This is a genomic window from Sphingobacterium anhuiense, from assembly GCF_042686355.1.
In the GTDB taxonomy this organism is placed as follows: domain Bacteria; phylum Bacteroidota; class Bacteroidia; order Sphingobacteriales; family Sphingobacteriaceae; genus Sphingobacterium; species Sphingobacterium anhuiense.
In genome coordinates, this window is the sequence record NZ_JBHUPE010000006.1 from 94,509 (window position 1) to 110,226 (window position 15,718).

Here is a 15,718-nt window from a genome sequence, read left to right on the forward strand (position 1 = left end):
CTTTTTTCATTATTATCCTCCTCACCGTTCAGGTCATTACCGTCATTAGGAGTTAAAATCCCATAAACTGCAAGAACCTAAAATGTATACCGAACCCCTAATTGCATCTGTGCCCTTGAATTGAAATAATCAATACTGTAGGTTTCCCCAGGCTCATTGAACGTAAATACCGGCCAGTTTCCATTATTTTGCTGTGGCGGAAACAATGTCGGGGTCAAACCCACACTACTTGTCGAATTGAACGTATTAGGAGAAAAATACTGTACCCCCCACTTTTTATACAGCAGATTTGTCACATTGATTACGTCAGCAGAAATTGTAATAAATTGACCTTTTTTACTGTTTACAGGCAAATCGTGTGCAATGCGAAGATCTGCTTGCACATTCCAAGGTGTACGTCCCATATTACGCTCCGTAAAATTCCCCCTTCTACTGCTCAGATAAGCATTGCCATCGATGTACCTGTTAAATGCTTCAGCCTGTTGTAGTGCAGTATTTCCACTAGGAATATCTTTAAAATAACCGATTGCTTCGTCAGGATTCGGTACATATACCAAACTAACCTGTTGTGGCAATCCTTGAATACTGTTGTTGACAATTCCGTAAGTAAATGGAGAGCCCGACTGTGCGCTGACAAACAAAGTGATGTTTGTTTTTCCAGCACTTCGCCAATATTGATCGTAACTGATACTTGAAACAATACGATGGCGAATATCAAAATTACTATAGGCCAACTTTGGATTATTCGGTATAAGCGATTGGTTCAGTTGCCAGTTTGATTCCATTGAATTACGGACACCATTACTCAAATCCTTTGATTCTCCGTACGTATAACTCGCAGTTCCATTAAAATTCTTCATTCGTTTACTGATCGTACCTGTAATGCTATAGCGGTATCCTTGATCGGTATTGCTCAACAAATAAATATTCGAAAAACGATCGTCAACCGATCCCTTATATACCGGCTGTTGCTTATGAACATCATAACCATAATAAAGTGGATTATCATGTACATTTAGCTGTTGAAAGAGCACATCACTGATATTTTTCGTGTACATACCTTCCACAGTAAACTTCCAGTTGTTCATTGTTTCATAATCAATACCCAAACTACCACGCAACACCTGTGGCAATGTAAAACCATTATCCACCAGATCAACTTGCGTTTTCCCACTCCTTGGATCATTTACTACAGCCCCATTTGCAGCTATAAAATCAGCCAATCCATTTGGGCTTGGTTTAATCGCATCACTGCCCGGAGCAAAAGGTTTCTGATCTGCACGCTGATCAAAAGCACCATAACTGTCACCTGTATTATAATAAGCATATGCCAACCATGCAAAGGGAATACGTCCTGTAAAAAGTCCTGCTCCACCGCGTAATACTAAACTTTGATCTTCCAGCACTTCCCAACGGAATCCCACACGGGGTGACAGCTGTACGCGATTAAGAAAATCATTTGAAATCCGAGACAAAGGCGTGTAATTATAAGTTGTTCCAAAGTACGGATCGGACTGTATATGACGAACCTTATCACTAAGTACAGGCATATCTGGCAACTGCGTAAAATCGGCACGTAAACCCGGTGTAACACGAAAATGATCACTTACCCTGATCTCATCCTGTACATAAAGACTGTACATATTGATTCCAAAATCTGCGGCTGGATTATCTAAAATATAATCCCGCGTATTGTTCTTATAGTTGTAACTACCACGTACGCGATAAGGATTATTACTTAAAAAATCGTCAATACTATTATAATCTACACGTCCATTCCAAGCATTAACAAAACCATAGCGAATACGGTAAAGCTCGTTATGCGTACCAAAAAGGAGTTTATGCCGGCCAAGGTTCCAGTTCAGATTTGCCGTTAGTTCCCATGTCCGCTGTTGCATATCAAAAATACTCGCTTCACGGTCAGTTCCGAGATAAATTGTCGTACCTGGAGTGCGCCCCTGAATCTGTACTTGAGGAAGCGTAGGGTCACTCAACGGATCTCGTCTGTCGTTTACTACTGTAAAACCCAATACCGCATTACCAGAAAGATTATTACTAAAGCGCCTTTTCAATTCTGCTACTGTACTACTCTGATTATTCGTTTGCTTAAACGCCATACTTGAAAAGCGGAAATCCTGTTGATCGCGGTCAGTATGGGTAGCACTACTAAAAATAGTATTATTACGAATGGCCAATTGATGCCTATCATTAATATTCCAGTCGATACGGTTAAAGAACTTGGTCGATTTTGACCAGTTTGTGTACTTTCCTGCTGTACCTGCATCAAATACATCTCCATAGCGGCTACCCACTGCTGTAGCAATCGATTTGACATCATCCTCACTCAGAATATGGGCTGTCTCGGTAGTACCTGCATACAGTTGTGTAGGATCTTGACGACGGGTTATCTCTTCATTACTAAAGAAGAAAAGTTTATCTTTTATGATTGGAAAACCAATTCTAAATCCGGACTGGTAGTCATAAAAATCATTATCCATCTTGCCTAAACCACCAACCCGATCCTTTCCTGTCAACGTAGCATTACGTCCATATCCATATACTGAGCCCTCGATCTTATTGGTACCGCTTCGGGTTACGGCATTGACCGAACCTCCTGTGAAATTACCGATTTTTACATCATAAGGTGCCAAATACACCTGCATATCTTGAATGGCATCAATGGAAATCGGGTTGGTACGCGTACTGCTTCCAGCCATGCCCGAAGTCCCTGTCTGTCCACCTAAAGAAGGAGAAAAACCGATCGCATCGTTATTGACTGCCCCATCTACAGTGACGTTATTATACCTAAAATTAGTTCCGCCAAAACTATTGTCTCTACTGCCCTGAGGTGTCAGGCGGGTCACATCTGTAATCGAACGACTCACTGTAGGCATATTGCGGACCTGCTCAGCACTGATATTGCGTCCTGCGCCATACGTATCCGCACGTTGTCTCTGTAAACGACCAGTTACAGCAACTTCTGCTAATGCCTGATTGCCTTCCTGCAATTGTAAATTGAGTTCCTGTGCGGCACCAAGACGGACTTGAATATCCGAACGTGTATCACTTTGCATCCCGATCATACTCACCGTCACCGTATAGGGTCCTCCTATACGAAGATTGTTTAACGTGTAGCGACCATCTCTATCCGTAGCAAGTGAGTAGCGTGTTCCCGAAGGCGTATGTATAGCCAGAATCGAAGCTCCAGCTACAGCATTCCCGTCAATATTCTGAACACGCCCTGTTAAAGCACCTGATGTTTCCTGTCCGAAAACAGAGATACCCATTAAAAAGAAGAAGCACAATAAGGCTGCTTTTATTTTTATCCACCAAAGCATATCTTTCCCTAAAAACGGACCAGATCTTGGCTTCATATTGATATAACTATTCATTTTTAATTTCTTTTAGCTAATCCTAATTTGATTATTGAGTAATCCGCAAACCACCATCGATCACATGTAATACCCCGTTTCCACTTAACATATCCTGTTTCAGTAATTTGATATCTACAGTATTCCCTATCCCACGTAAGCTAATCCCTTGGAAAGATGCTGGAGCATTTGGATTTGGCACCAGCTTTATGGTGATACTGTTACCATCCATCATACCCTGTTGTGCCATATTTGAAGTGCCAGTACTGAGAATATAATCGTATACGAAACGTCTGTCCTTCACAATATGGTAAAGCAAGAAACTTCGAAGCTTAACAGGATCTGCCAACTGGATTTGCTGCACCGTACTATATCCCAAAGCCTGCATCGCTGCATTATCTGGAGCAAAAACCGTATAAGGACCAGCACCGCTTATGGTCTGTAAAACTCCCGAACTCTTTAATGCTTGAGCAAATAAAGTAATGTTGGGATCGGCGGCAATAGCACTCCCGATCAAATCGTGTACATAAGGTGTCAGAACACGATCTAAAACCTGAATCAATCCATTGGACGCGGCAATGTTTTGGGCCAATACACGTGATCCGTTGAGGGTCAACACCGTATCTCTTCCTTTTATCCAATGCGTTGCATACATCTTTCCACCCCGAGTCCGCAATTCCTGATTAAACAAAAAAGGAAGTTTATTCAACTCATATTTCCCGTCCAATGTATGATAATTGGCAATTCTGCTGATCATTTTCGTATTCCCAGCCAAAACTGCGACCGGACCGTTATAACCTGCTGTTGAAAAAGCGGCATCTGAAGGGGCCAATAAAGTATAGGGGCCTTCACCATGCTGTACAACCTTATCCATACCGCTTTTACGTAAAACAGCACTAAAACTGGACAGATTAAAGTTGTCGGCTATGACCAAATTGACTCTATTATTGTCATGACTATTGAGTACCTCGTCCTTTTTACAGGAGGTAATCAAAAAAGTTGCAAAAAGCAGTATCACTAATTGCTTATAATATCTTAGCTGTAGTTTCATCTATCAATCATTAATCAGAGCTTGCAAGCTCATTTTATTATTCAGCGTTCATCTAAAATCGTATCGATATGCTCTTATATTTGAGGTTCTATTCGATTTTAAGCGTCTACTTTAATTTAAATCCCTTTGGCAACAGCAGATTGTCCACAACATGTATCGGTCCATTGAGGGTATTGATATCGGTATCGATAATCTGTACAGGTGTACCGCCACTTTCTTTTATGGTCATGGATAGCTTTCTATTGGATGCTGTAAAAGCAAAAGGATTTTTATAGGCATATTCCACCTGCGCATTTCCACCGATGTTGACGTAATAATCCTGTAAGAAATCGGCCGTCAGATCATTACTAAAAAATACCGTACTATTGGGATATGCCAACCCATAAGCCGGATCTTTGATCGCAAAAAAGCGTCCCCAATCCCGATGATAGTTGACGATACTATCCAATGGAAAACCACCAGAGGGTTGGAACGTCGTCTCATCAAAATACACATGGCCTCGAGTCTCATTGAATTGAAGCATTTCTGCTACAGATTTAAATCCAGCACGCTTAAATGCAGCGTCTGTAGGTGCAAACCAAGTCGATATGGTGATATTGGGATCAGCATAATCGGGATTAGGTGTTGGTCCGATCATCCATTTTTTTGTATAGGGCTCCCGCGCATCAGGAAAATTCTGCCAATATTCTTCAGGAGACATTTTATAACCAAATAAAGGCTCCATTTGAGTCACCATCGTTTCTGCAAAACTTTCATCAGAAAGACGTTGTAATTCGAGAAACATGGTAAAACGACCATCCTGCTCCAATGCTTCCAAAACCGTTTTTGTAGGTTTATAAACCGTTTGCTCCAAAAAATAAACGGCACCATTGCGTGCTGGTTGATAGTTAATTTTACCTACTTTCTTTCCATTGATCAGTAACTGGTCATCGCGTATAGCCAGATAATGTTTGTAATAGTAGGGATCATAGCGTTGGCCAAGACCTGATCCCACTCCACCTTCATAAAAAGGAACTCGTAAACCCGGATTCATCAGCATACTTTTTACAGGTAAACTATTATCTCGAAGTTCATCACGGGATATCATACCCAAAACCGTATAAAATAACAGGAGGCTGTCTACATCTGTCCGTGGCATTTGTGCAATCTTTGCTTCGGTCAGTCCCGATGCGATCATCGCCGCATTGTTGGGAACCAACAAAGTATAGGTGGTATTACTTCCTTTTTCCTTGATTTTCTCCTCCATGCTGCTCTTTTTCCAAGCCGTATAAAATATTGTCGCATCCGGATTTTTACCTAATATTTCGATAACGTTCTCAGTCGCCTCAGGTTTATAAGGCACCTGCTCGCCTTCCGCCGCAGGCATAAACTCTGTTTTTTTACAGGCGGCAAATAACAGCGTCATGAGCAAGCCCATAAAGGCCAGCTTATATAGTGTATTGATTTGTTGCATTTTCATCAGCATAATTTGTGATATTATTTAATAGCCTGTTCAGGTCTTACCAATCCTTGATTAAGATCATGTACCACACCATTACGACACAGATAGTCCATCTTTGCCCTGATTCCATACGATACTTGAGCAATTATAGGTGCTGTGACGGTACGGTCTGCACGTAATCTGAGGTAGTAACTTAATATAAAACTGGGGTAGTCCTCTCCCGCAGCAAAACTCATCTCATGCAGATTGTTCTTTAACTGATAGGTATAGCCCCCAGTAGTCGCAATGATCCCCATAACTTTAGCATCGGATACAAAAAAGTGTTTGTCATAGATGAGGTAAGATCCAAACAGCACATCAGCACGATATTTTTCTGGGCTTAATGTTTGTAATGTTTCTTCGGTAATACCCACTTCTTCCAATGCTTCATTGGTCGGCGCAAAGATGGTGAAGGGCCCATTCGTTGCCAGTTGATCCCATAAACCAAATTTCTTCAACCCACTTACAAAAACACGGTAGGTAGGACGTGCTGCCAACCAAGCCTGAATAGAGGTATCAAAATGCGGTTTCATCATTTTATCTAAAACATACAGCACACCATTGGATAAAATCACATCTTTCCGGGTTGCTTTTGCTCCGCTAAAAAAAAGTTCATTAGCAGGTGTACCCCCATTTGGTCCTACCGAACCAAGCGAAGCATATAACTCCGTTCCAGCTAGCGTGGCATAGCGTACATCAACTCCATTCGAGGGAATATCCCGTAACAACATACGGCGCGGAAGAATATGGTATTGGATCACCTTTTTTAAACTGTCTAGATCCATCTTATCAAAATCAGATGGTCTAAATATTCCCAATTCATTAAATGCGTCATCAGTAGGAACCAAAACAGTATAAGGCCCCTTTTCATTTAACGTTTCCGTCAAACCAACTTTTTCCAGTGCGGCACTGAATAAGGTCATTTCGTAATTATTCTTGATAAAATCCGATGCAGGACGTAGGTTCTCGTTCGGTACAACCACTGTTAAATCGGGATGTTCACAAGAGAAAAGGAAAAATGCAAGTATAAACAGCACATACTGCTGTACCTTATTCCACCACTTATCGATTATTTTATAGTTCATATTTAAAATCTCCTATCTAACTGTTAGTAAATTGGTGGGGCGTATTTTCGTTGAATAGTGGTTAGATAAATCCGACCATTTACAACTTCCAACGTGTTTACTGTTGCAAATGTCTGTGGGTTATGGGTGCCGGAATGTACGTTAACCAAAAGATTCGGCAGTTGTGTACCATTGTCAGATCCGCCCAAGAATACTTTTCCGTTCTTCAGACAATTTACCGAAGCCCAATTACCTCCGGTAGCGATCTCACCAGAGAAAAAAGGATTATTGGTGATATCCATACCCGGTGAAAAGAAATCAAACCGTTGCCAGATATCTGTTTGAATACCATTACTTTTACTGCTCGCCCAGAGCGGAAAACTCATATAAGGACTTACTGTAGCACTGGTACTATTGCGGGTCAATCGTGTTAAAAATTTACCTTTATAACCGATTACTGTAGGCGATTGAAGAATAGGATTATCCTGACTTTCATAAAGCGAAAGAAAAATATTCATTTCGTCTTTGATGCCATTTTTAAAACTCCGCAATACATAATCATCATCTTTCAAACTCAGATCTGCATCTACGAAACCTTTAGCACTCATGTTATAGAAATTGACATATACCAACGAATCAGAAAGCGGTAACTTATGAAAATTCTCTTGGCGCAAGAGTAATCCATGCGCTTTGGTTACAAAATCTTTTTGTAGCAAATGCAACGTATACACCTCTTTACTTGCAAGATTGATCACCGTATCAATTAAAATATCGGTCTGTAGATGGCTTTCTAATTCAAAAAATGGAATGGTATTCTTTGGTCGATAGGCGAAAACGATGCGCAACTCTCCTGATGGAACTTGAGCCCAGCTGCTTAAATCAAATCCATTTAAGATAGGACCTACCAACACATTTTCCTTTCCTGGATATTCAGGATTGTCCACTGTTGTGCTATTTCCGATATGTGATGGATAAGGCGGAGCATACGCTGCTCTCTTGTCCAAAAAATCGCCTACAATCTCGGCGCCGGTTATTGCACCTCCTGTACCAAACTTAGGATTGATCAACATACAGAAGTAAGGAACTTTATCATCTTTACTCCCTAAAGTCTGGATATAGTTGAGGTTATTGAAAACCCGTAGATAGGCAGGTTCTGCGATGGCTGTATATTCGACCTTAGCGCAACCTGTAAATAGCGAAACACACAGCAGCAACACCAATAAGTAAATCGTTAATCGTTGATTTTTCATGTAAATATTATTTAAAATAATGATCAGTCCAGAAAATCTGTACCTCCCCATTATCGAGTATGTTTAACTAAAATCATTCTTGCTTTATCTGACGGAGTCACATCTTTAGAACTCTTGCCAATAAGAGCAACTGTATATACGCCCGCTTCTTGTACAGGAGCAGGCCGTCCTGGTTTCTCATAGAGTTTTTTATTGGCGATAAAAGCTTCATGTGTCAATACAGCGATATCATTTGCCCAAGTGCCAGGAACGACATCTGGTGTAGAACGGTAGACCATAAATTCAAAAGGATTATAGATCGTTCGATATCCGATATATGGTCTTTCCATCTTCGGAATTCCAGGCTGTAGATTTTCTACCGCGTCACGATTATCTAATGCCATAGCGGGAGACTGTCCATTTCCTGCTGTGAAAGTCACATATGGATTTCCAATAGATAAGTTTAAAAAGCGTTTGGGAAAATAAAATTGGTATTGCAAATGGGCAAAACTGGCATCATCCTGAGCTCCCGTATACACAGAGCCACTTAAATCATTCGCAACAAGTAGCAGTTTTGCCTTACCATCCTGTCCGGGATAAAGCCAAATGGTATAATTTTGTGCAGGTTGCAACGCCTGTTCTACAGATGCCAATACCTTGCCTGACATATCCAGGGCTTCTATAACATGTGTTCCTTGAATCAGATTGAGATAATTACCCGCCTGACCAAAAGTCAAAGCATCTGCGAGAATTTTACCATCAATTCGAAAACGAACGGACTGTCCAGCTAGTGCATTAGCCGCTTGAATACGAAAATAAGTGCGGTTGGCTGGAGCTGTTACATCGCTAAGCACCTGAAAAGCATTCTGGTAATAAGATGACGTGTTGTCGACTTCGTCTACATGATAATTAAATTCTCTTGGAGCAACAACTATCGTATACACACCTCCTGGCTGATAGGTTGCGACGGGAGCATAATGCAGATTGCTGTTGCTGGAATGGCTGATCGCAATTGTTGAAGTCGACGGATGAAGGACGGTGTATTCATAAGTATCTGCTCCTACAGCTGGAATTTGTCTTCCGTCTTGTAGCAATAACCTAAACTGATAAGTACCATAAGGCAATTCAATGTAAGAAGAACTGACCGTACTTACGTTTATATTATTCGTTTGTGAATGAACAAGAGTACCGTCTGCGTAAGCCAGAGATACTGCGCCAGTAAGATCTTCTTGCATACCCAACAAGCCCATGGTCTGATGTTTAATATTTCCTCCAAGATTCACAATCCGAATTTTAAAATGATCTGGTTTTGAAGGAGAGGAAACTGCGCGTGGTACCGGTACGATATCCGGTTGGCCATCCATAAAAATAGTGGGCATCAGGAAATAATCCATGGGTTTATTATAATCGTTTGGTGCCTGAAAAGTAATATCCGGATATAAATTCCCCTGATAACTTCTTGCGCCCAACGTAAGCTTTACCTGATCCTGCTGGTTAAAAAGATCTTGCGGAATTACCCAACTTTTACCCAATCGTCCGTCTACAGGAAAATAGGGTGTACCGGGATATTGGTCGGCATCTGGAGCGTCTGGACGACGCACGATAAAATTGGTTAAACTATCTTTTCCCGAAATAACCTGATTATATCCTGCTATGTTTACAATACGGACATTTGATCGTTCACGGTTTTCCGTTACCGCCCGATTGTCCACCCCCATTTCAATTTTTTCTTTTTTACAGGAAGTGAATACGAAAGACAGCACTATAATTGCCACATAAGTAAGGTAGTTATCGACTAAACGAAACCAGTAAGCAGGCATCGCATTATAGCATCTGTATTTCTTGAAGTTTATTTGTTGATATCGCATGACTACAATAAATTATAAGTAAAGCCCACCATGATTTCAGCACCACGTTTATAACTACGGTTGATGTACTCATTACCGTACCATTTGCCTCCCGTCTGCGGATTAGCATACACCGTTTTAATGGCCGGGTTCATGATATTTTTGGCATAGCCCTTAAAGAGAATTCTTTTGTTAATCCGTTGACTAAATACAAAGTCCAAATAAGGAACTGGCTGTGTATAAAGATCTGGCTCGCCTGTTAAATTGATTTGGACCAATCGTTCTCCGACCATATTAAAGGTCATCGTTAAATCTGTTCCTGATTGATCATTATCATAATTTAACCAAGCGTTTATTGAATAGGGAGCTTGCTCAAACAACGGACTATTTTTTGGTGAATGCCGATCCAACGAACGATTTGCTTCATAGCGCGCTGCTGATTTCTGGATTTTACTCTGAGCAAGCATTAGGTTTGAGCCTAAGAAAAAATTACGCAAAGGATCGACCAAAGTTCCCAAGTTTTTAACCACTTCAAACTCGACTCCCCAGACTTTACCAATATTGACATCATTCTGGAATTGTATGGTCGGAAATTCTGGATAAGTTGCTGCCAATCCTTGGGTTTCAAGATTAAACACCTTGACCAACTGATTTTCGATACGCTTACCAAAAGCCGAAACGGCAATAACCTCACCTTTCGCAGGAAACCACTCCCATCTAAAATCTGCATTTTGTGTATATTGATTTTTCAGATTTGGATTTCCAACGACTAACCCCATTTGAAAAGCGTCAAATTCAAAAACATTCGTGATCTCACGCAGCTCTGGTCTAGCCAAAGTGGTGTTGACAGCGCCTCTGAAATTCATGTTATCGTTTAATGTAAACGTCGCATTCAACGAATAAAAAGGTTTATAACCCGTTTTATAGACAGAATTAGGATCAATCGGATTAAGCGGAATAGGCGCTTCTCCATTGGCGCCTGTTGTTAATGAAGGATCCAAAAATACGCCAGCTGTATCGACTGTAGAGCCAATATTGGTCATCTCAAATCGAACACCCCCTGCCATCCGGAACCTATCTGTCAATTTCAGATCAAGCATACCATATAAGGCATTCGTTTCAAAATAACCAGTATAATTATTGGGTGATTTTTGACTGTTATATAAAAATCCACCGATAGGCATCATACCTTCACCCTGACCTGCTGTCGGTATCTTCACCCCAATGATCTCATTACTGACAAGACGATTCAGATTACCCTCAACATCATAAAGCGGTATTGCTTTATTAGCGGTAAAATTCGATCCTGGTAAGAACAGCTGGTTTTCTGTAAAATCCCGATCTCGGAACAAATAGTTTACCCCTGTTTTGAACTCTTGCTTCTGACCTAATAAACGGAACGGAATGCTGATATCAGCTTTGTAATTATAATTCTGTTCTGTCAGATTTCGCCATCTCCTACCATTCGGTTCCGCCTGCATAATACCATATGTACCAAATCCATTCACATAACCCGAAGTCAGCGCATACAGATGTTTACTATAAACCTCTTCTGTTGCACCATTATTTGCACCAACGACCGGTCTACTATAATAGCCCCCATCACGTGGTATATAATCAGCTAAACTTGCGAAACGAAAATCGGGATCATTCTGTTTAGATTTTGAGCTCGCCACATTGTAACTTAAACGAGGAGAAAGATCTCCTTTTAAGAACTTATGCTCGCCTTGTAAATTGAAGGTATTCAAGTTTCTGAAAGTCTGTTTTAGCGAATAAGTTGTGCTTTTCACTTCTCCTGGTAAACCCGTATACTCATATCTGCCGGCAAGATGGGTTGATTTGGTTTCACCACCCCAACTCCCGAGATATTGCATACTAATTTCATGCTGTGGATTGAATCGGTAAGTTAAACCCGCCAGAGTTCCATAATTCAGAGTCTCCGTACCTGTATTCTCCTTATAAGTCTGATATTTACCCATATACAAACTATTAGGTGTAATATAATTTGGAATATTACGAACACTGTACACGTCCGGATTACCGGTCACCACCCCTTGATAGATACTATATTGCGTCAAGTCCCCCCCGCTTATATCGGTCGTTCTTCTGTAATAATTACCCCCTAAAATAACACCCAGCTTATGCCTTTTATTGAACAAGTCATAACTGTTTCCAAATGTTGCCGAATACAGCTGGTTCAATGGCGCTTTTTTATAAGTACTCGTCATCACAGGATCAAAGCCCTGCATGATCCCATTAATTCTTCCAACCTCCTGATAAGCATCGTTGCTGTAATTACTGTTGGCAATCATATTATGGATCGATGATAAACCTGCGGGATATTCTTTCGCCAGATTTAAGAAATCAGTCGACAGATTTTTATTATTGATCTTTGTGCCCAAAAAGCCCATGTCACTATTCCATAAACTATTGTACTTCCCTCCCATTCCGATATTAGCATTTAGACCCGTCTGTGCAATCACTTCAAAAGTCATCCGATCAGGTACAGACTTTGTTTTCAATTCTACAATTCCAGAAGCAGCATCTGCAGGTTTATCAGGTGTCACCGTTTTATAGATGGTGATATTATCCAGCAAAGAAGCAGGAACTAAATCTAAAGGAATAGAACTGCGATCTGGATCGGATGATGCCAAACGTACTCCGTTCAGCTGTCCAATAACCGACCGGTCACCAAGACCACGTACCGCAACATATTTATCGTCTGTAACCGTTACTCCGGTAACCCTTTGCAAAGCTTGAGTCGTTGTAATACTTCCTGTACGTTCTATTAATTCTGCTGAAATAGCATCTTGCACAATAGACGCGCGTTTACGCTCTTCCAAAACAGCAACTTCAGTATTTGCTTTACGTCGCGCCTGTACCCTGACTTCCACCTCATCTAATGCTGTTGAAGCAGAACGCAGCTGGATCATGATATTACGTTCGGCGGCATTAATCGATACTTCTCGGGATTGGTATCCCAATAAGGTGAATACAAACACCTGTGTGCTTTTAGGAACGATGATTGTAAAATTGCCCGAGGCATCGGTAGTCGCACCCAATGAAAGACCCTTGACCCGAATGGTGACCCCTGCAAGAGCCGCTTTATTATGCACATCTTGCACCCTTCCGGTAATCGTAAATTGCTGTTGTTCGGGTTTGGATTTGCTTCCAGCATTTTCTGGAGCATCGGTCACCACTACTAATTTATTTTTAATCACATATCGAAAAGGTAGATCGGAAAAACAAGCCATTAATGCCTGTTCAATGGAAGCATCCTTCAGGTTAATATGGATCGGTTTGGTATTTTTAAATAATTCAGTATCATAAAAAAAGTCGTACTGACTTTGTTTTCTGAATTCCTGTAATATGGATGGTATGTTGCTATTTTGTTTATTCAGTGTAATACGTTGTCCAAAAGTAGACGCACTGACCTGAACCAACAAGCAAGTCATTAACATCATGGTGATTTTCATAACACGCATGCATTGATAAAAATTCATATGTATTTATTGTCCTTTAACAAGACTATATAGCAGATTCATGACGGGTGTTTACCCAATGCAAATGAATATTTTATATATTTGTTGTCGTTAATATTAATTGATGATTTTGTTCGCACAACGTTATCGATCAGCTTAACGCACTAGCCAGAGGTGTTACGAGCACCTTTGGCCTTTTTTTAAAAGCCGATCAGGTATTATAGAGGTATTAATCGGTCACAATAATCCTCCTTTCTATCAATTTCAATTTTGCTTTTCCCGTTATTTCAACCATATCCATAATAGCAGTCAAGGGCTGAGAACGCGAAACAATGCCATCAAATTTGAGTTTTCCTAAATGTGGTGGACATACGATATCGACATCGTACCAACGTGAAACTTTACGCAGTATACCTGCTAGTGACTCACTTTTAAAAACAAAATCTCCGGCAGTCCACGCTACCTGCTGCTCGACATCTGCGTCTCCCACAACAAAGTGTTTATCTAAGAATGATTGCTGTCCGGGACGCAACAGAATCGATTCGCCGTTTAAAGAAGAGGTAACCCGCACACTTCCTTCCAGCAGTGTGGTAACTATTCCGGGTTCATCGGGATAGGAGTTCACATTAAAATGCGTACCTAATACTTGGATCTCCTGGTGTGCTGTTTCAACATAAAAAGGGATGCGCTCCATCCGGCCATGCTGACGCTTTTCCATCTTGGCAATTTCAAAATACACCTCACCGGTCATTTTTACTCTCCGCTCATTATTTTCAAAATGTATTGGATAATGTAAAGACGATGCGGCATTCAACCAAGCCTTAGAACCATCGGGCAATGTGAGCCGGTATTGCCCACCTTTAGGAGTTGCAATCGTATTTGATGCACTCTTGTTATTGGATTCCGATTCGGAAACACTGTAAATAAGCTGACCACTTTTTGTTTTCTCTACACGGACTCCGCCTTCTAAGGCTAATGTTCCGACGGCAACTTCATCTAATGAAATCGTAGAGCCATCTGCCAGAGTCAATAGAGCTTTATCTTCTCCTGGTATTACTAAACTTTGCGTACTGTTATCAGGTTTAAACAGAAAAGATTGACGAAAAATCAAGTAAGAGATGGAGCAGATGAGCAGTATTGAAGCTGCGATCTTTAGCCATGAGGAAATCCGAAAACCTGTATCCAGTTTCTTATTTTTTTTAGCGATCCGCTCCTTGAGTCTAAGATAATTATCTTCAGCAGTCGTAACAGTAACATGATATGCCAGCGCTTGTACGATACGCTTCTGTTCTTCAACTTCTTTACGATACTGCGGACGATCCTGAAGCCAATTCTCCCATTTGGCAACATCATGAGCAGGGTATCCTTTACAATAGTTAATGAAGCTCTCATCTGCTAATAATGCTTTCAGATTCAGTTCTTCCATGTTTTATTTTTCTTCATTTGATCAATAGAGCATGGAGTAAGCTTTTTTCACTACTGATTTTCTAAAAAAAATAAAAAAAATGTTGAAAGGGCGCCAATGGCTATTTTAAGGAAGGTTTCTTGTTCGGCAGTCAATAGATTTCGTAATTTATCGACAGACTTATAGATGGTGTTGTAGACCGTATTGATCGAAATACCATTTGCAACAGCGATCTCATGATAGGATAATCCAAGGTAAAATTTCTGATAAATCAACAAGCGTTGCTTCTCGCCAAGCTCATCTACTTTTCCTTTTACAAAGCGACCGACCTCATCTTCCGTATAACGCTGTATAAATCCATCTTCAACAGAAGGTACCTCACAGTTTTCTAATAAAGTAGCCATGGTAGGTATCATTTCGTATTTTTTTGCGTCGCCACGGAATAGCTGGCGCAAAAATATGGTAATAATGTAATTATGCTGATTCTGTATCGCACTGCTTTTTATCCTATTTTCCCATAAATAAAGAAAGACATCGTTAATGGCATCTTGAATAATATCAATAGCAAAACCACGTTTGGTGCCGACATAGCTTAGGTAATGATGATAGTATTCGTAAATCTGATAAAACGCTTCTTCACATTCTTCGATAACAAATTTATTCCAGTGTTCTTTCAGGTCGTGGCGTTTTATAAGAGGCATAAATTCAAAATAATACGGTTAACTATTCCTTACAAAGAAATAGAACGCATATTAACAGAGCATTAATTATAAATAACCAAATCATGTC

Annotated in this window: 9 protein-coding genes; all 9 read right to left on the reverse strand. The window is 40.6% G+C overall.

Features of this window, described 5'->3' with window-relative positions:
- Positions 1 to 77 precede the first annotated feature (77 nt).
- Complete coding sequence (locus ACFS6I_RS15540; RefSeq protein WP_380921949.1) at positions 78 to 3,392, reverse strand: TonB-dependent receptor; 3,315 nt, start codon at positions 3,390 to 3,392, stop codon at positions 78 to 80.
- 31 nt (positions 3,393 to 3,423) lie between these two features.
- Positions 3,424 to 4,422: a fasciclin domain-containing protein gene (locus ACFS6I_RS15545; RefSeq protein ID WP_380921951.1), complete on the reverse strand. Its 999-nt coding sequence runs from the start codon at positions 4,420 to 4,422 to the stop codon at positions 3,424 to 3,426.
- A gap of 106 nt (positions 4,423 to 4,528) precedes the next feature.
- Positions 4,529 to 5,881: a fasciclin domain-containing protein gene (locus ACFS6I_RS15550; protein ID WP_380921953.1), complete on the reverse strand. Its 1,353-nt coding sequence runs from the start codon at positions 5,879 to 5,881 to the stop codon at positions 4,529 to 4,531.
- A gap of 17 nt (positions 5,882 to 5,898) precedes the next feature.
- Complete coding sequence (locus tag ACFS6I_RS15555; protein ID WP_380921955.1) at positions 5,899 to 6,987, reverse strand: fasciclin domain-containing protein; 1,089 nt, start codon at positions 6,985 to 6,987, stop codon at positions 5,899 to 5,901.
- 23 nt (positions 6,988 to 7,010) lie between these two features.
- Complete coding sequence (locus ACFS6I_RS15560; protein WP_380921957.1) at positions 7,011 to 8,216, reverse strand: hypothetical protein; 1,206 nt, start codon at positions 8,214 to 8,216, stop codon at positions 7,011 to 7,013.
- Positions 8,217 to 8,266: 50 nt separating this feature from the next.
- Positions 8,267 to 10,063, reverse strand: a complete 1,797-nt coding sequence (locus tag ACFS6I_RS15565) for a hypothetical protein (protein WP_380921959.1) — start codon at positions 10,061 to 10,063, stop codon at positions 8,267 to 8,269.
- 2 nt (positions 10,064 to 10,065) lie between these two features.
- Positions 10,066 to 13,545 carry a TonB-dependent receptor gene (locus tag ACFS6I_RS15570; RefSeq protein WP_380921961.1) on the reverse strand — a complete coding sequence of 1,160 codons (3,480 nt, stop codon included), beginning with the start codon at positions 13,543 to 13,545 and terminating at the stop codon, positions 10,066 to 10,068.
- 208 nt (positions 13,546 to 13,753) lie between these two features.
- The gene (locus tag ACFS6I_RS15575) at positions 13,754 to 14,950 is read right to left on the reverse strand and encodes a FecR family protein (RefSeq protein WP_380921963.1); all 1,197 of its coding nucleotides are present in this window, start codon (positions 14,948 to 14,950) and stop codon (positions 13,754 to 13,756) included.
- A 50-nt stretch (positions 14,951 to 15,000) separates the two neighbouring features.
- Positions 15,001 to 15,630 (reverse strand): RNA polymerase sigma factor, encoded by a 630-nt coding sequence (locus ACFS6I_RS15580; RefSeq protein WP_380921965.1) that lies wholly within the window; start codon positions 15,628 to 15,630, stop codon positions 15,001 to 15,003.
- Between the last annotated feature and the right edge of the window lie 88 nt (positions 15,631 to 15,718).